15 protein-coding genes are annotated in these 17328 nt (G+C 58.3%); 11 read left to right on the plus strand and 4 right to left on the minus strand.

The genetic code is table 11. From position 1 onward, the window contains the following. Positions 1–2544, plus strand: a complete 2544-nt coding sequence (locus OCA5_RS08230) for a S8 family peptidase (RefSeq protein ID WP_012563557.1) — start codon at positions 1–3, stop codon at positions 2542–2544. Positions 2545–2730: 186 nt separating this feature from the next. Continuing rightward, a complete protein-coding gene (locus tag OCA5_RS08235; protein ID WP_012563556.1) occupies positions 2731–3606 on the plus strand; it encodes a hypothetical protein in 876 nt (291 codons plus the stop codon). Between the two features lie 15 nt (positions 3607–3621). On the opposite strand, the gene OCA5_RS08240 is transcribed toward OCA5_RS08235, so the two are convergent. The 4 genes from OCA5_RS08240 to OCA5_RS08255 all read right to left on the minus strand — a co-directional run bounded on the left by OCA5_RS08240 (position 3622) and on the right by OCA5_RS08255 (position 7026). Continuing rightward, positions 3622–4251, minus strand: coding sequence for a hypothetical protein (locus OCA5_RS08240; RefSeq protein ID WP_244396063.1), 630 nt, complete (start codon positions 4249–4251; stop codon positions 3622–3624). 92 nt (positions 4252–4343) lie between these two features. Continuing rightward, a complete protein-coding gene (locus OCA5_RS08245) occupies positions 4344–5351 on the minus strand; it encodes a hypothetical protein (protein WP_013913041.1) in 1008 nt (335 codons plus the stop codon). A gap of 113 nt (positions 5352–5464) precedes the next feature. Next, positions 5465–5956 carry a PIN domain-containing protein gene (locus OCA5_RS08250; protein WP_013913042.1) on the minus strand — a complete coding sequence of 164 codons (492 nt, stop codon included), beginning with the start codon at positions 5954–5956 and terminating at the stop codon, positions 5465–5467. A 5-nt stretch (positions 5957–5961) separates the two neighbouring features. Further along, a complete protein-coding gene (locus tag OCA5_RS08255; RefSeq protein ID WP_012563552.1) occupies positions 5962–7026 on the minus strand; it encodes a helix-turn-helix domain-containing protein in 1065 nt (354 codons plus the stop codon). A 218-nt stretch (positions 7027–7244) separates the two neighbouring features. Here OCA5_RS08255 and OCA5_RS08260 point away from each other — a divergent pair, with 218 nt between their 5' ends. The 9 genes from OCA5_RS08260 (at position 7245) to OCA5_RS08300 (ending at position 16823) form a co-directional block, all read left to right on the plus strand. Continuing rightward, entirely contained in the window at positions 7245–8186 is a 942-nt protein-coding gene (locus tag OCA5_RS08260; protein ID WP_012563550.1) for a CBASS oligonucleotide cyclase, read from the plus strand. Positions 8187–8194: 8 nt separating this feature from the next. After that, complete coding sequence (locus tag OCA5_RS08265) at positions 8195–8689, plus strand: HORMA-1 domain-containing protein (protein ID WP_244396062.1); 495 nt, start codon at positions 8195–8197, stop codon at positions 8687–8689. Beyond that, positions 8686–9582 carry an AAA family ATPase gene (locus OCA5_RS08270; RefSeq protein WP_012563548.1) on the plus strand — a complete coding sequence of 299 codons (897 nt, stop codon included), beginning with the start codon at positions 8686–8688 and terminating at the stop codon, positions 9580–9582. Before OCA5_RS08265 ends, OCA5_RS08270 begins: the two co-directional genes overlap by 4 nt. Further along, the gene (locus OCA5_RS08275) at positions 9582–10748 is read left to right on the plus strand and encodes a hypothetical protein (RefSeq protein ID WP_012563547.1); all 1167 of its coding nucleotides are present in this window, start codon (positions 9582–9584) and stop codon (positions 10746–10748) included. Before OCA5_RS08270 ends, OCA5_RS08275 begins: the two co-directional genes overlap by 1 nt. After that, complete coding sequence (locus tag OCA5_RS08280; RefSeq protein WP_012563546.1) at positions 10745–11299, plus strand: 3'-5' exonuclease; 555 nt, start codon at positions 10745–10747, stop codon at positions 11297–11299. Before OCA5_RS08275 ends, OCA5_RS08280 begins: the two co-directional genes overlap by 4 nt. A 24-nt stretch (positions 11300–11323) precedes the next feature. Beyond that, a complete protein-coding gene (locus tag OCA5_RS08285) occupies positions 11324–12532 on the plus strand; it encodes a toll/interleukin-1 receptor domain-containing protein (protein ID WP_012563545.1) in 1209 nt (402 codons plus the stop codon). 213 nt (positions 12533–12745) lie between these two features. Beyond that, positions 12746–13696 carry a hypothetical protein gene (locus tag OCA5_RS08290; RefSeq protein WP_012563543.1) on the plus strand — a complete coding sequence of 317 codons (951 nt, stop codon included), beginning with the start codon at positions 12746–12748 and terminating at the stop codon, positions 13694–13696. Between the two features lie 29 nt (positions 13697–13725). After that, positions 13726–15360, plus strand: coding sequence for a VPA1262 family N-terminal domain-containing protein (locus OCA5_RS08295; protein WP_012563542.1), 1635 nt, complete (start codon positions 13726–13728; stop codon positions 15358–15360). Then, a complete protein-coding gene (locus OCA5_RS08300) occupies positions 15360–16823 on the plus strand; it encodes a hypothetical protein (RefSeq protein WP_012563541.1) in 1464 nt (487 codons plus the stop codon). Before OCA5_RS08295 ends, OCA5_RS08300 begins: the two co-directional genes overlap by 1 nt. Positions 16824–17328 lie beyond the last annotated feature (505 nt).

Below are 17328 nucleotides of genomic sequence, written 5' to 3' on the forward strand. Positions count from 1 at the left end.
ATGGCGGAGCCTGACGATTTCGGCGCGAGAAGCCGCACACACATTTCAATCAATGCCTTTCGAGAGACGGCGGCCTACACGTTTCCGGCCCGTAGGCAGGAGCGTAAACCGCTTCGCGAGGACTATGCGGCTCACGCGGCAGCTTTGCTCGATCAGATCGCCGTCGCGCTGGGAAACCTCCCGCCGCCGGCTGTCGACACGCGCCTGCCTGTCGAGGGTCTGAAGCGGGGTACGATCGTCGAAGTCACGACGGTCACACCCGTCGAGGGGTCGCGAACCAAAGCCATTAAAGTGCCATCGACACTGGAATTCCCGACCCAGGACGTCGTTGTACTCCGCTCCGAGCGGAACACGGACAGGACGGAAAGCGCGCTTCTCTTCGTCCCGGATGATGCCCGCAACTTCCTGCAAGGACGGATCACAGACTACGGCCGCGATCCCGGCAACCAGCGACGGCCCGATGTTGACCGCTTCGAGGCCGTTGAGACCGTTCGCGCAACAGAGGCCCGTTCGCTGTTCACGGGCGCCGTCGATCTTGCCGCGCCCGACATCGTGTGGTGGGAGCTTTGGGTTCGTCAGCCGATCGTGATTGCTGACCGTCTTGCTGAATTGGCGCGTGCCGCCAATCTCGATGTTCACACTGATCGTCTGGTCTTTCCTGATACCACGGTGCTGTTCGTCCATGCCTCCGCCGGCGCGCTCGCTGCCTTCGCGGCTCGCGTGCCTGGTGCGCTCACAGAGATCCGACGGGCGACGGGCACGATCGAGCCGTTTCTCCGGCGCGGCGCGACCGGATTGGGACAACATGACTGGGTCGCGGAGCTGGCTGGCCGCGTGACGCCGCCGGCCGGAAATGCGCCGGCGGTGTGCGCGCTCGATACCGGCGTCAGCGCAGCTCATCCCTTAATTGCACCTGGCCTGGCCGGTGCATGGGCCTACGATACAGCATGGCTTACGGACGATCATCATCCGGACGGTGGACACGGGACGCCGCTGGCGGGGCTCGTGCTTTACGGCGACCTGGAGCCGCTAATGAACGACGCGCAGCCTGTCACGCTGACACACGCTGCTGAGTCCATGAAGTTGCTTCCGCCAAACGGGTTTCCGCCGACAAAGCCACCGAGTTATGGCGTCGTGACACAAGGCGCCGTCGCCTTGGTCGAGATCGCGCGTCCTGATGTACGTCGCAGCTTCTGCATCGCCGCGACGGCGACCGATTTTCCGCCCGATCGTCCGTCGACTTGGAGTGGAGCGCTCGATCAGGTCGCTGCCGGCTCAATGCCTGGCGATCCCGCCAATGGCGTGCCTGCATCGCAGCGTCCGAAGCGCTTGGTGTTGACGGCCACTGGCAATATCTCCGGCGGGATGATGGTCGACGTGGTGCAGTCGCAGCCGCTCGAAGATCCGGCGCAGAGCTGGAACGCGCTGACCATCGGTGGTTTCACGCGCAAGGAGCAACCACCAGCACCGCCACCGGCCTTCGAACCTGTTGTGCCTGCCAACCACCGCAGCCCCTTCAGCCGCGGATCGCAGTTGCTTCCCGACGATCTGACGCCGATCAAGCCGGAAGTGTTGTTCGAGGCTGGCAACATGCTCTCGGATGCTTCAGGCTTTTGCGGCTGGGGGCCGTCGGTGTCACTGCTCGCACCAGGCTCGGATGTCGTGGCGGAGCCATTGGTGCCTTTCTGGGCAACGAGCGCGGCTGTAGGAATGGCCGGAAATTTCATGGGACGGTTGCAAGCTGCATTGCCCACTCGATGGGCCGAGACGCATCGCGCACTCGCCGTCGACTCGGCGCAATGGCCGCAACCGATCCGCAAGAAACTCATCGGGCGTGGTGCAAGTTGGAAAAGCGGATCAAAGGCTACCAAACAGCAAATTTTGCGCGAGGTCGGGTTCGGTGTCCCGGAAATCGAGCGTGCGATTCTCTCGGCAAACAATGACGTCACGCTCATTGCTGAAGCCGAGATCCAACCCTTCGCGCTCGGTGCAGATGGACGAACCGGCGTGTTCAACGAGATGCACTTTTACGATCTACCCTGGCCTCGCACGGTGCTGGAACGGATTGAGAATGAGAGCGTCATGATGAAAGTGACGCTATCCTACTTCATCGAGCCGAACCTGACCGGCAAGGCGGCCACACGGCCCGATACCTATCGCTCGTTCGGGCTTCGCTTCGCGATGAAAAATCGAACGGAAACCGACGCGCGGTTCAGAAGCCGCATCTCCGCCAGCCAGGCAAAGGACGGGACCGAACCGGAAGGCGAGAAAAGCTACTGGCTGCTCGGCCCCAAGGCGATCCAAGCCGGTTCGCTCCACTGCGACCTCTGGCGCGGACCCGCGATCGAACTTGCCAGCCACGACGCGATCGCCGTCTATCCCGTAGGAGGCTGGTGGAAATCGCATGTCGGTCAAAGGCGGGTGACGGACAAGGCGCGCTATTCTTTGCTCATCTCCATTTCAGCACCCGGTCAAGCCGTGGACCTTTATTCGGAAATTGCAACGCTCGTCGAGGTGAAGGAACTGGAAGTTCCCGTCAGTTGAGCGTCACCCAGTTGCTGGGATGGCATGCCATGCTCCCGTTTGCCTTGATCAACGACTCGTCGCTCCCGATGCAGAGATGTGATCGTCCATGCGACGGAAAGGAAACTGCGGGATCTTCTGGATTGTGAATCTCTGCCACACACACACCTTCAGCGATAACGTTGGTTCCAGTTTTGAGGGAAATTAATGGAAGTCTACTGCCGGGGGATAGCTCGGATCAGACACAGCGCGACTGGCAACATCTACGGCATCGAGTGCGATGAACTCGACTGGGATGTGGTCGGTAGCGACGAACGTCAGATGGGGCCGGAAACTCACTACGAGGCAATGCTCGATCACCCCAAACTGGGGAGGTTGACGTGGGGTCTTTGGGAATATCCGTCCGGTATCGAGAATTTTCATGAGACAAACGCCGGGGCTCATGAGGTGATCGAGGATTTCGACTACGGCCTTGATCATGGCGAGCCCGATCCTGATGATTGGGTCGATTACTCTGTCCCCGATGACCCCTTCACAATCTTCATGAACTCCTATCACCAGACCGGCGATTTGCTTGCAGACCATGGAAGTGACAATGGAGGTGGCCTGGTCAATCGGATGATCTTTTCGCATCAGATCACAGCAATGGAAGCCTATCTGGCTGACACGCTAATAAACGAGATCGAGGCTGATGCAGACGCCTTTAAGCGCCTAATCGACAAGGATGACGATCTTGCGAAGAAGAAGTTCACGCTCTCCGAAATTACTAAGGACCCGGCTCTGGTCGAAAGAAAAGTGCGTGGGCACCTTCGTTCGATCCAGTATCACAATCTCGCCAAGGTCGATGTTCTTTACAATATCGCGCTTGGCATTCGTATCCTGAACTTGGCCCAGGAAAAGTCGACCCTCTTCAAGGCAGTGATCTTGCGCCACGACTGCGTTCATCGGAATGGCTTCGACAAGGACGGGAACGAGCTCAAAGTCTTCACCAAGACGTTCGTTCAGGATACGGCCGATCGGATCAAGGCGTTCGTGGAGAGCATTGAGAAGGCCGTTCGGGCACGGTCGTCGCCCAGATCTTAGCACATCATACGCCGGTCAACGGCTGAACTTTGTGCTCATGATGTCGTCCAAGAGCTGGCTGACGCTACCTGCTAAGGTCGAGAGGGTGCCGTCTACGAAGTGTGAAAAGCCATTCTCTACTTCATAACGGTAGCTCACTTCGAATTCCTCGAACGCGGAGCCACTTAATGTCACCTCGGCGGAGCGTAAATGCTCATAGGCCAAGACAACGAAATTAAACAGAGAGGGGTTTATGTTGACGACGGAGCCATACCAATGGAAAACTTTACGAGCGGCCTTCTGCGCGGCTTCCAGGTGCCGTGCGGGCGTCTCGTCGATCGCGGCCTCTACCATCTTTGCGGGCACAAGACATAGAACGGCTAGATCGGTCACGATTGGATAATTCGCGATTGGAATTAGCCGGACAACGTGCCGCAATTCTTGCTGATGATGGAAATAATTTCTCAGGCACTTGAGGGCTGTAAACTCGGGAAAATCAAAGAAGTTGAGATTGGTCCCTCTTTTCATTCGATCATTGAGGCTGTGTCCCGCTTCGAGCAAAGAGAAAAGCGTGTCTTGGCTGGGTGCGGTGCAATGTGCATGGTAAAGTCGAAAAAACCTCTCTGCTGCCAAGCCGACAGTTACAACGTTATTCTCGTTGGCCATGCACACCTGTCCGGATTCCTTGCGAGAGTTTATTCAGTCGTGAAGATGGCTTCGTCGATGCGGCGCGGCCTCTCCATACGTAGCGGTGTGTTCTAGAATCGCTCTCTTGGCTCGACAATCTTGGGCTCCGAATAGTGCGTTGACGCATCGAATTTAAACTTGGAATCGATGAATTCGATGAATGCCGTGGCAATCTCCTTCCCAATCGCTCCGAGCCCTTCGACCATCCAACGGAAGTGGTCGTCGAGAATTTTCCAGTTCTTCACCCACTGTTCGTCGGCTGGCGTATCCTGGCGCCGCATGTACGGGACGAGCCGATGAACCATCCAATTCGTTTCGGTGGCCCGATTGACGAACATCGCATCCCTGAGAGGATCCGGCGGGGGCACGAGGCTCACGTCCAATTTGTGCTCGACCAGCAGCTTGTGAGACTCGCGGAACAGCGAGAATAGTCCCCTATGTGCCTCGATATTGAACATTTGGTCGAGTTTCAACAAAAGCTTGATAGTCTCAGGGTTTAGGTCTGACTTCGAGCCGATCAAGCGATCCTTGATCATCCCCTCAACCTTCCGGCGGTTCTTAATCACGAGGTCTTGGCGCGCCTCCGGAGGCTGCCCTTCGGGTAACCCTTCCCAACCGAACAAGCGGCCAAACCCCGCGATTCCGCTCGCTGCCGCACAAAGGACGAATGCCTGGTCCTTGATACTCCGTTGGATAATGTAGCCTTGAAGGGGATAGGCATGGACTGACGCAATGTCCGAAGCCCGAATGCTCCGAAAGATCATCAAGTACATCATCAAGCAGGTGGCGTAATTCTGCTCTTCTTTCGGCCAGCCGACTTGGTTGTTGAGCTCGATCTGTTGGAGCAGCGTGCCGCCGAAGAAGTCCAGAAAGCTGTCCGTTAGAACTCGATGGCCGTAGTACGTGTCAGATAGCTTCGCGCCAATTTCGCGTTCGAGATCCACCGCGGGCGCAAAGTAGCGGCCACCGAGCACATCCTTGTATCGAAACGCATCGAAAAGCAGTTGCTGCCGCTTCTTGATTTCTTCCATTTTGGCTGCATTTTTTTCTGCGGCAGCCTTATTCGTTGCCTCGTTCATGACTTTCCCGCTATTCCGCACACCTTCATTTCCACCCTATAAGGGCATAGTACAGCACGGCCGTGATTGAAGAGAAGTGCATCGCGGTCGGCAGCAAGCGGTTGTCGCCCCGCTCACGTACTGAACCGATTGAGCCGACGCCGGACCTCCGCTGCGGGAAGCCGGCATCTGGGATGCGCCGAGATCGTTGTCAGCCCCGCGTGCATCCGGTCGAGTTCGCAGAGATTGCCGTCGGCGAGCTGATCGAAGATCCATAAGACGCCGTGCATTTCAAGCCCGACGGAAGTGGCCAACTCGCGCAGCCCTCCGTCGCCTGTCAGAAGAGTCCATTGGCGTGCCTCTGCGATGGCAAACGCGAACGTGTCCGGCGTAGAGAGATGAGCACGTTGCCGCCGGACCGTCGTCGCGCGTGTCAATTCTGCCGGAGACAGCTCTTCGACCCGCAGGCCAAGCGCAGTGAGGCGATCGCCAAGGTCCCCGGCCAACTCTCGAACAAAGAGCAGGTCGGGGACCGCAAACTCAAAAGGGAGACGAAACAGGTCCTCGAGCAAGTCGCCTCGCTCCAGATCGATCAAAACCGAGGTGTCGGAGACGAGGACCGCCAAGGTATTTACGCCGCAATTTGATCCAGACGGGCATCCAATTCGCGAACCGTTATTCCAAGCAGTTCGGCAGCCCGCGCTTCACCAATGACCCCTTCAGCCAATGCACGATAGCAAAGTCTCTCAAATCGCTTCGGCTCCTCAAGTTCAGGCTTCATCCGGCCTGGCTCTTCATAGGGCGCCGTTCGCCATCCGCGTTCGGAGAAAATCTTGAACAGCCGGCCAAATGCGGACTGGTTGATAATGCCAATATCCTTGCAGCGATAGGCGATGGCCTGGATGCTGACGCCAAACCGCTTCTTGAGCGCGACCAGCTCCCCAAGACTGATCGACGAGCGGTTGACCCCGACTTCGGCCCGAAGGACGTCGGCCGGCATCAGGAAGGCGCCGGCGAAACGGTGCGCTGCCTTTTCCTCATCGACGCCGGGGGACGGGGCCAGCACCATATGGCCGAGCTCATGGGCGAGATTAAAGCGCTTCCGCTCCGACCACGTGCTTTGCTTGATGACAATGACTCGCGCAGCGTTGCGGTCCTTGCGTCGCACCTTGGCGGCAAGTCCGTCGATATCGTCGAGATCGAGCGACAGGATCTTGATTCCGCGCTCCTCCAGGAGCTCGGCGAGCTGCGGGATGGGATCGTTTCCCAAGCCCCAGTCCTCGCGGACAGAGCGAGCCGCATCCTCGGCGTCGCGGACATCGGCCACCGGATGTGGTGCGCTTCGTGGCTGCTCCCAATCGATGCTGCGCATCTGGAGCAAGTCCTCGATCGCGAGATAGCGCTCCAGCATGTGAATCGCGCGGGCTTCGAGGGCGGCTTCTTCCCGGGATGACGTGCCCGCCTTCTTGCGGAACTCGACGCCCTCAAGGGCAAGTTCGTCCTCGCTGAGCAGGTAATCCTCCGTCACGTGAAGCGCCGCCGCCAAGGCGATCAGCACCCGCGAGCTCGGCATATCCTCGTTTCTCTCATATTTTCCAATGGCTTGCGCCGATACAATGCCGTCCATGGCGTCGGCGAGGCCACGCAGCGACAGGCCCGAGGCCGACCGTGCGACCTTAAGCTTGTGTCCGATCATGTGGGCCTCCTTGCCTCGTCGGTTTACAGGACTATGATATGAGCATAAATTTGTAAACCGAAAACCCTTGAAACGCGGAAAATTGAGCCTACATGGCCCGGTATTCCGCTCCATCGTCCCGGTTTTGTAAACCGGTCTGGGTCGGACAAGTTCCACGGTGGCGCGATTTTGTTCAGCCACCGGCGAGGGCGAAACCGACCAGAAGGAATCGAGCAGCGATGTTGAACAATACGCAACTGCGGTACTACGACAGCAACGTGCTGCGCTTGCCTGCCGACAAGCGCAAGGAATATCACGAGCAGGTCGATCGCCTGATCGATGAACTCCGCAAGACCGTTCGCGACAAAACCGAGATCAAGATCACCAAGGTCGTGAAGGCCGGCTCCTTCGCCAAATACACGATTCTCCGGAAGACCGCTGTCGATCCGGTCGATGTCGATGTCGTTTTTTATATCTCCGGCCGAGACGCCAGCAAGGAGACGCTGGATAGCTTGAACGACACGATCTACGCTCTGCTGATCAAGCAGTACCCGAACAAGTCGGTCGAGGATTTCGAAATCCAGCGCAAGGCGGCGACCGTCACCTTCGTGGGAACAGGCCTCAGCGTCGATATCGTGCCGGTCATCGAAGACGAGAACCGTGCCGGCTATGGCTGGCAGTTCGACATTCACGACGGCACGAAGACGCAGACATGCGCGCCCTGCCAGATCAAGTTCGTCCGCGACCGCAAGGACCAGGACGCGGATTTCCGCACCTTGGTGCGCATGGCCAAGAAGTGGCGCAACCAGGCGGAACTGAAGCCGCTGAAGTCCTTCGCCATCGAGCTGATCATGGCGCATGTCCTCGCCAAGCAGGGCAATGGCGGAAGCATCGAACAGCGCTTCCGCAATTTCCTCCTCTACGTCGCGCAGTCGCAGTTGAAGGAAGAAATCAAGTTTCCCGAGAATGTCGCGCCGTTCACGACGTTCTCCGATCCGGTGGTCATTCTCGATCCGGTCTACAGCCTCAACAACGTGACCAGCCGGATTTCCGAGGAGGAGCGGAAAGAAATTGCCGCCGCCGCCCAGGAGGCTTGGGAGACCGCCAATTTCGCATCGGCCGAGAACGACAATGAGGTCTGGAAGGAGATCTTCGGCCCTCGCTTCAAGACGGAGGACTGAAGATGAGCATGACCCAGGTCAGAAGCGCGAGCGCGACCTACACCTATGTCGACATCGAGAACGTCGTTCGGCGCGTCAACGCCGATCTCGTGATGATCGCAGACAGCACCGGCTGCTGGACGCCGGAGGAGGCCCGCAACTACGCCCATGACGTCGAGGTCCTGGCCAAGGCCGGCTACCTCAAATGGGTCGACGTCACGCTGATCAGCAACGGCGTCGAGATCAAGGCCGTCAGGTTCGAGGTCGATACCGACGCCGGCTCGCTGTCCACGAGCCGGCCCGGCGGCGTCCTCTGGCCGAAGGTCGCAGGAGCCAAGCTTCGTATCGTGCTGAGCTACACCGACGATTACACCAGCGCCGCACGTGAAGCCACGAAAGGCAAGCTCAAAATCGGTTGGGTGACCTGCTACGACGATACCAGCCATGCCGCTCTCTCGTCGTCCGGCGGCCGCAACTATGTCAGCAACGCCTACGGCATGCAGCGCAAGGATTGGGCCTCGTGAGTCAACCCAGCATCTTCGACAGCGAGACGCCGTTACCCAGCGATACGCTGGCCAAACGCGAAAAGACCCTTCTGGGCTTCGATACCCGATATGCGCGGGTCCACGACCAGCTTCGTCTGTTGCTGAATGTTCGCGAACTGGCGGGCTGGAGCCAGAAAAACCACGGCAAGAGCCTTCCGATCTGCGATCTCGTCGCCGAGCAGTACCCGCTGGTGATCTTTCACGGCGATGTCGGCACCGGCAAGACCGCAACAGCGGAGTGCATCGCCAACAAGCTGGTCATTGAGGCCAGAAGCGAAGACTCTATCCTGTTCAAATTGAGCAACCGCGTCCGCGGCAGCGGCATGGTCGGCGAGATGGGGACATTGATCGCGGAAGCCTTCAAGAAGGTCATTCAATCCGCCGGCAAGCACCGCCGCGCGGTCCTGATCATCGACGAAGGCGATAGCCTCGGCGCCTCGCGTGCCCAGGAGCACAGCCACCACGAAGACAAGGTGGCGGTGAACACGCTTATTCAGGGCGTCGATGACCTGCGCCAGTATGGCGGCCGGATCGTGGTGATCCTATGCACCAACCGGCTGTCGGTCCTCGATCCCGCCTTGCGCCGCCGCGCTGCCATCATCGAGGAGTTCCGCCGTCCGACCGATGACGAGCGTCGCCAATTGCTGACGATGGATCTGGCCGGTCTGTCCCTCACGCCCATTCAGCTATCGCAGCTCGTCGAGGCCACCGGAGCGCGGGCAGGCAAGCCGCCGTGGACCTATTCGGATATCAGGACGAGGCTCTATCCGGCCGCACTGGCAAAAGCTTTCCCGAGCGGGCCGCTGCGCTTCGACCACCTCAAGCTTGCCGCGGCGGGGATCGCCGCGTCGCCGGTGATGGAGGATCGCTGATGGCGCGCTCCCCGCTATTCGGTCGGCGCATCCACATTGCCGGCAGCATCGTCGAAGACCTTGCCGTCGCCTCGACCGCCGACGTCAACCAGGCCCGCGAGCTCGTTGCCGCGCTGGTCAAGGAATTGGTCCGTCGCGGCGCGAATTTCGTCGTCCCTGTCGACGCCGAACCTCTGCGCAAATCCGACGGCCTTCCGATCTGCTTCGATTGGCTGATCTGGAAGACGCTTAAGGAGAGCCTCGCGTCACGTCCGGCGAATGTTTCGGGCCCGCTCGCGGTCGCCGTCCAGCATCACAAAAGCGAAGATCAGGTCCCGGCTGAATATGTCGACCTGTGGGACGAGCTGCGTAGCTCGCCAATGGTCAAGATCGAGAATGCCGCGCACTGGAACATGGCCAGCAAGCGCATGGAGGCCCAGGCCCGCTTCGGCGATATTCTTGTCGCGCTCGGTGGGACGGAAGGGGTCCTCTATCTCGCAAATCTCTACCACGATTCCGGAAAGCCGATCATTCCCCTCCATCTTCCCGTGTCGCCGGAAACGACGGGCGCGCGCCGGCTCTACAGTTTCGGGCTGACCTCCAGCCAAACCCGCCGCCTGTTCCAGATTGCGGATGACGGAGACGCCCACGATTGGCTCAACCGGATCCGGTTTCCTGCGCGCCAGTCCGTCGCCGATCGCGTTGCAGTCCTTGTCGATCTTCTGGAAGCGTTGGAAAGGCCAAAGGCTTTCGCGGTGCGGCTGCTCAATCCGGACTTGCCGGACTATGCCGATGTTCAGGGCTTCTTCGATAACGTCGTCCAGCCCGTGATCGAGAACGAACTCGGCTATCGGCTTGTCGTGATTGATGGCCGGCAAGCCTACGACCATTCCCGCATCGACCAGGAAATCTTCGCGAAGTTGCATCGAAGCAGTGTCGTGATCGCCGACATTACGGGAGGGCGGCCGAACTGTTTCCTCGAACTGGGCTACGCGCTCGGGCGCGGCCTGCCGACCATGGTCACGGCTCGTGAGGGCTCAAATCTGCCATTTGACATCACCACATTCTCGGGTCTGCACTGGAAGAACAGCGGCGCCACCGAGGATCGCAGGCGCGCGTTTCGTGAGCATTGGCAGGCGATCCGTACCCGACCATCCCTCGTCCCGGCGGAGCCATTGATCTCATGACGCGCAAGAAGGAAGTCTTCGTCTCCGTCGATGTTGAAACCGCAGGCCCAATCCCCGGCGAATACAGCCTGCTGTCGATCGGCGCCTGCGACGTCGGCGACCTGACCAAGGTCTTCTCTTGTGAATTGAAGCCGATCAACAGGAATGCCGACCCGAAAGCCTTGGAAGTGTCCGGCCTGTCGCTCGATAAGCTCTCCCGCGACGGGCTTGACCCACGAGCGGCCATGCAGGCCTTTGCTGATTGGCTCGCAGGCCTTGCCGAAAACGATAGGTCCATCGTGTTCGTCGGACTCAATGCGCCATTCGACTGGTCTTTCGTGAATTACTATTTTCACCGCTTTCTGGGCAGCAATCCGTTCGGCTTCACGGCCTTAGACATCAAGGCCCTCTATATGGGCGCGGTCGGCTGCGACTGGGCCGAGACGAAATCGAGCAAGATGGCGGAACGGCTGGCGCCCCGTCGGAAGGGCGATCACCAGGCCCTGCACGACGCGCAATATCAGGCGGAATTGTTCAGTCTGATCCGGACCAAGCTCGTGGCAAAGCCGTAGAGATAGCGGGAGATTTAAGGTGGCATGATCAAATTCAAGGTAGGTGGAAGGTCAGTCCGACCTGAGAACATCGCTGGCGCCTTGATGCAGTCGGTGGTCGAAGAAGTGGCCAACGCCATGCGGGAACGCCTCGAGGCCGTTCGCCTCCCGGCAACCGGCGAGTTTCCCACCGTGGTCGTTCACGGCGATCGGCTCGATAACCTGTCGTTTTCCGTGGAAGGCTCGCCCGAACTCCTGGCATTGGTGAAACAGCGGTTCGCCGCCGAAGAGCTCGAAAACATGACGTTTGCTTCGACTGTCGGTTCAACTTCGCCTCGGGCGTTTCTTAGTTATGCACGGGAAGACCGGCAGCTCGCAGAGCAGGTTGCAGCCGCGCTTCAGGCCAATGGCATCGACACATGGTGGGCAGGCTGGTGCATCGGGGCAGGCGACAGTCTGCGGCAGAAGATCGATGAAGGCCTGGCAGACTGCACACATTTCCTCGTCTTGCTGACGCCTGCATCAATCACAAAACCCTGGGTCAATCAGGAAATGGATGCCGGACTGGTACGGAAGCTCAACGAAAACACCCGCTTTATCGCCGTTCGGTCCGGCCTCGCGGCAAGCGCGCTGCCGCCCTTGCTGGCCGGAATGCTCTCGCCCTCGATCGATGATTTCGACGCGGACGTCCGCCAACTCGTCAACGATATTCATGGCATCTTGCGCAAACCTCCGCTCGGAGCGCCGCCGCTCTCCGTTCCTGCAATTGAGACGGGATATTCGCCCGCTGCGACGGCCGTGGCCAAGGTCTTCGTGGAAGCCTCAGAGACAGCCATGTTTGGCGATCCTCAACTGACCGTCCAGGAGCTGGCAACGCAAACCGCATTGTCGGAGGATGATGTACGCGACGCGTTGCACGAACTGCAGGCCTATTTCACAGTCAGCTTCGATCGTGCGTTGCCAAAGGACGAACTCTTCGTCGCCTTCGACAAGCACTTCACGACCTCGGATCCCGCCGCCGACGCATTGACGCTGGCAAGGGATATCGTCAACGACGAGTCGTTCCCCGGCAATACGGCCGAGATAGGCGAGCGCTACGGGTGGACGCCGCGTCGTCTGAATCCGGCGGTTGCCTATCTCATCAATCGCAACCTCGTCATGGACAGCAAGGCGCTGGGGACGCACCCTTGGATCACGGCGTGGGTACAGAAAAAGACCGATGCGACGCGCAGATTTGTGAAAAGCCGATCGTAAAACTACAAGCGGCTGGGGGAGTTGAGTTGATATCGGTGGTGACGGTCTTCTCGATTCGCGGAGGAATCCTGCAAGTCCGCACATGTCGAGTTTTACGCGGTCCATTCTTCGATGGTTCACTCAATCGCTCGCGAAGGAAGTGGAAATGGGCATCAAACGATGGTCGCGATTTTCTGCCGAAATCGATAGCGCATTCTTTTGACGGTTTTTCGGATGAATAGCCTTTTTGATAACGCCATTCAATCAATCCAAATTGGCATCGAAGATTTCGAGGCTAACGATCCGAAACGTGCGTTGTCGGCAGTGCGCAATTTCTATGCGGGGACTCTCTTGCTCGCGAAAGAAGTCTTGGCCCGGGCGGTGCCGAAGGCAAGTCTGGAAGATGTGCTTGCCGAGCGCCATAAAGCAGTACCCGATGGGAAAGGCGGAGTACGGTTCGTAGCCAGCACCAGGACGATTGATTTCAACGAGATTGCCGGGCGATTTTCCGCATTCAGCCTGAAGATAGACCGCTCTGCACTCGCCGAGTTGAATCGGATTCGAAATGACGTGGAGCACCTGTACACACAGGTAAGTCACGAAAAGGCGAGGGAAGCGATTGCAAAAGCGTTTCCGGTTGTCATCGACCTGTTTCGCCAGATCCACGAGGAGCCGCACGATCATCTCGGCCAAAGCTGGGATACGATGCTTGCAGTTAAAGCTGTCTATGATCGAGAGCTGCGTCAATGTATCGAGACCTTTGAGGGTGTCGATTGGCAGTCCGAGAGCCTTGCCAAAGCAAGCCGACCTTGCCCGAAATGCGGTTCGCACCTGGTCTATCGGATAGACCAGTCGAGATCGGAATCTGGCTTTGCCGATGCCCAATGTCGTCAATGCGGTGAGAAGATTGACGCTATTGCGTTGATGGAATCGGCTCTTGACGCATACTTCGAAGCAGAGAGCCATTGGGCCGCCAAGGACGGTCTGGAAAGTCCGTTAGGCGTCTGCCCGGAATGTGCCACCAGAACCTATATCTGCTGGGAAGAGGAAAATCAGTGTACCAACTGCCACCTGGAGCTCGGCGACTGCGCGAGGTGCAACGAAGCACTCACCCCCAACAACGTCTCAGACGAATCCAGCTCTCTCTGCGGATATTGCGCCAACCTAATGTCCAAAGATGATTAAGTGATACCCCGGGCTTAGTCGAGAAGATTATGAGTACTCGCGATGATGATCTCACATTCGTCAAAGATGAAATCGAGCGGCTGACCAAAGATGGCGTGCTCGGCTTCTACACTCACTTCGAGGTCACTGAAGTCGTTGCCTTCCGCGATCGTGTAGCGCCGCCGCTGAACGTGTTTTCGGTTTTTGTGGCCGAAGACCGAGGAAATGTCGCCAGCACCGATGCCGAATTCCTGGGGCCTCGGATCAGGCTCAAGCAGGTCAGGGATTGGACCTTTGGCGTTTGTCGTTATCTCCGACCGATCTCCGAAATCTTGAATGATTTGGCATCGTTTCAGAGGACCAAGGTGTGGCGGCCGTCTGGAGAAGCGCTCAGGATCGGGCCATTGGTTGCGATGCCGCCGCGGTTCGTGCCGGCTGACACGACAGTCATTGTCCCGTGGAACAATGTTATAAAGAACAATTTCTGGAACGGGTCCTATGTGGTTGAACTCGCAGATCCAGACAAGGCGGAGCTAAAGTTATTCTTCGACAGCCCGCCCGCACTACAAGAACTTTCTGAACAGGTTCAAACGGTCGCGCCGATCCGGCTTGCGAGCTTGTCCGATCGTCTTGGGAATCTTGCTTTTCAAATACCCATTACCGCGCTTACGGCGACCTTCGCGCATCAGCGATTGTCCGGTGATGTCGTCGTCTCTCTTGGCTGGCATCCGAAAGCAAAGCCACGCAAACTCCGCGCCGCTTGCGATATGCAGTTTGACGATACGCTCACCGGATATGCCTCCGTCGAGGTCAACGGCGACAGCGCGACAGTTCCGACAGCCTCCGGGCAGGGAATGTTGCGCGCTGCACTCTGGGACGAAGAGAGCCGCGTTGTGCTGGCTGCCATGGGAAGTACCGCCTTTATCGAAACGGTGGTCACCAACATGCGCGCAATCGATCCGGAACCGCGGGTGTTTCAGATTCCAGGGCGGACCGGCGCGTCACAATCCGCGAGAGTTGGTCTTTTCCAGTCGAACAAGATCGTGGTGGAGGCACCCAAGAAAAGCAGGACCGACCAGTGGGCAAAGCAACGCATCTATCGCGACGAAGCCGCGCGGTTGTCGCGCGAACGCCGCTTCGTGCAATATCGCCCGACGGGACCCAAGGCTGTTGCCCACGAAGCGGCATTGAAGGACTTGCATTTCCTGTTGTCCCGCTATGGCGAAGATGGTGCCTGGCTTTGGGATCCTTATCTTACGGCAACGGATGTTCTCGAAACGCTCTTTTATTGCCCGCATAGTGGGGTTGAGCTGCGCGCTCTCACGGCCGCAGCGGAGATTCCCGATGCCGATATTGAAGCCCCGGAAACCCTGACGCGTCATCAGGCGTTTGCCGCCGCGCAACGCGCTATTTTCAACAACGCTCAGTCGAACTGGCACGGCATTCGACTTGAATATCGAATGCGCTGTGGCGCCTCAGGCTGGCCATTCCATGACCGGTTCCTGATTTTTCCGGTCAAGGACGGCGGCGCACAGGCCTGGTCGCTTGGAACGTCCGCGAACAGCTTCGGAACAATCCATCATATCCTTCAGAAGGTGGACGATGGACAACTGGTGATGGACGCCTTTGCCGAACTCTGGGATCAACTGAATCAACCGCAACACCTTATTCTCAAGAAGCCATAGTGACGCCGAACGATCTGATTTGTGAACTTGTCAACGAGGCCTCCGCCCTTGGCGAGGAAGCCGTGCCTTCGGAGCTTCTGGCGGCGATTGCCATGGATGCCAACCCGCTCGCTTCGCTGCAGGAGTCGGACCGCGGAAATGCTTTCTTTGCAGCACTCCATCGCGATCTTCCGTTTACAATGCGGGTAGGGGCGGGCGCCCCTTTGCAAGAGGACGAGCGCAGCCGCTGGGTGTCCCTGCTGCGATGGCTTTTGGCGCAACTGCGACAATGGGATTCCAATGCCGATCCGCGACAGGAAAAACTGGTTGCGATCCTGGTCATGGCGCAGGCTCATGATGGAGACGGAGCGCTGTGGCGCGCCGTGCCGGCAGACGTGTTTCAGAATGCAGCACTAGCTGCGCGCTTCGAGGCGTTCGTGAGCAACTTCACCATGACCTTTGGTGCGCGCGGCATTGGTCCTGAACCCATTTGGGAGCGCGAGGCCGTCGACAGGCTGCTTGCCGTTGAAGGCAAGTGTGACTGGGCAAACATGGGGGATGCATGGCGCCCCTTCCAAGACCTCATTCATCCTTCCGCACTTCAGACCCAGGCAGTCCGTTTTCTGTCCCGCGCTGACCTGGCACGCCTCGCCAAAGCCGTCGTCAATGTGAAGCAGGTCGCCGTCGCGATGATGGTGGCGCAAATTCTAGACACTCATCATCGGCTGCTGCTCGCCTTGGCAAGCGGCAATCATTTCATCGAGTTTTCTTGTGCCTATGTGACGCTCAATGGTCGACGTCTCCGGCCGACGTCACTTTCTGGCGAGGCCAGTTTATTCACCCGGCTTCTCGCAAAGATCGCTCCGGATGCCATGCGTTGGCGAGGCTGGATGACGGTTTTCAATACTTATCCGGTCCGCTATCCGGCGCTCCATCCATGTCTCGGCGAAGCCTTGGCCAGCGCGCCAGAGACGGCCATCGATGCCTATGTCAATACGATTCATCTGTTCCCTCACCCGGTCAGCCAGGCAGACGAGGGCCGGCGAAATGTCGCGGTTTGTTTGCGGGCATTTCGAACTCGCGCTTCGGCCGACCAGAGAAGGCTGTTGTGGCAACGCGCCCATAAGCGGTGGTTGGCATGGAGGTTTGACGCGGCCGACAACAATACGCATTTGCTAGCAGTAAGCCGGTCTGAACTTGATTACGCAATTGTTGGGTTTGCCATGGAATGCCTCGACAGCACCGCGCAAACGGAGGCGTTGACAGAAATTGGTTCATGGCTGCGTGCTATGGAATACGCATGGTACAAGTCGGAAGCGGATATCAAGAGCGCTTGGTTTCGTGAGCTGTCAATCTTTCAACCCTACGCGCACGCCGTGCAAGTAGGAGCCACGACAGAAGACTGGCTTATAGAGACACGCGTTTATTGTCCGTCTGAGGTCGCTAACAATCCATACCTTAAGCTGCGCTATCCGTCCGGTTAGCCATCAACCTGGCATATCGTGCAACTTTCCCGCCTAATAACGACTCTCAGTCGCGCATGGACCGCGTCGCGCGCGCCGTCAGATTGGACATGGCCGAAGCGAGCTGGAGACCGACATCTATCTCGGCCGTGTCACCAAAAGCCGGATCCTCGAGGCGGTACGCGAAGTGAAGGGAGACTCAAACAATCCGCCCAATAATCCAACTTATCAGGGAAATCTGCTTTTTGTGGTCGGCGCTAGTTGCCAGCGCGGCCGCCGACCTGGAAGCGGTGGCTCGCAAATCGATCAGATAGTGCGCGGAGCGACTGCACATATCGGCCGTCACGCTCCACGTGCCGTTGATGTTGACGGTCTTTTTTGCCCGGTCTACGGAATGGCGTTCACGCTATCGCGCGTCGGTTCTTGTGTTCGACGCGTCGATAATCGCTCGATCGTTGCCGATAGATTCGGAAACGACGTTCAACGCAAGAACGTGATTTTCTGCTGGAAAATCAGTAGCAAAAAG

It is taken from the genome of Afipia carboxidovorans OM5, from assembly GCF_000218565.1.
Taxonomy (GTDB): domain Bacteria; phylum Pseudomonadota; class Alphaproteobacteria; order Rhizobiales; family Xanthobacteraceae; genus Afipia; species Afipia carboxidovorans.

Coding starts and splice junctions, on each gene's coding strand:
- OCA5_RS08290 (WP_012563543.1), top strand. CDS start 12,746: ATGAATAGCCTTTTTGATAACGCCATTCAATCAATCCAAATTGGCATC.
- OCA5_RS08295 (WP_012563542.1), top strand. CDS start 13,726: ATGAGTACTCGCGATGATGATCTCACATTCGTCAAAGATGAAATCGAG.
- OCA5_RS08285 (WP_012563545.1), top strand. CDS start 11,324: ATGATCAAATTCAAGGTAGGTGGAAGGTCAGTCCGACCTGAGAACATC.
- OCA5_RS08235 (WP_012563556.1), top strand. CDS start 2,731: ATGGAAGTCTACTGCCGGGGGATAGCTCGGATCAGACACAGCGCGACT.
- OCA5_RS08275 (WP_012563547.1), top strand. CDS start 9,582: ATGGCGCGCTCCCCGCTATTCGGTCGGCGCATCCACATTGCCGGCAGC.
- OCA5_RS08260 (WP_012563550.1), top strand. CDS start 7,245: ATGTTGAACAATACGCAACTGCGGTACTACGACAGCAACGTGCTGCGC.
- OCA5_RS08245 (WP_013913041.1), bottom strand. CDS start 5,351: ATGAACGAGGCAACGAATAAGGCTGCCGCAGAAAAAAATGCAGCCAAA.
- OCA5_RS08265 (WP_244396062.1), top strand. CDS start 8,195: ATGACCCAGGTCAGAAGCGCGAGCGCGACCTACACCTATGTCGACATC.
- OCA5_RS08255 (WP_012563552.1), bottom strand. CDS start 7,026: ATGATCGGACACAAGCTTAAGGTCGCACGGTCGGCCTCGGGCCTGTCG.
- OCA5_RS08230 (WP_012563557.1), top strand. CDS start 1: ATGGCGGAGCCTGACGATTTCGGCGCGAGAAGCCGCACACACATTTCA.
- OCA5_RS08240 (WP_244396063.1), bottom strand. CDS start 4,251: ATGGCCAACGAGAATAACGTTGTAACTGTCGGCTTGGCAGCAGAGAGG.
- OCA5_RS08280 (WP_012563546.1), top strand. CDS start 10,745: ATGACGCGCAAGAAGGAAGTCTTCGTCTCCGTCGATGTTGAAACCGCA.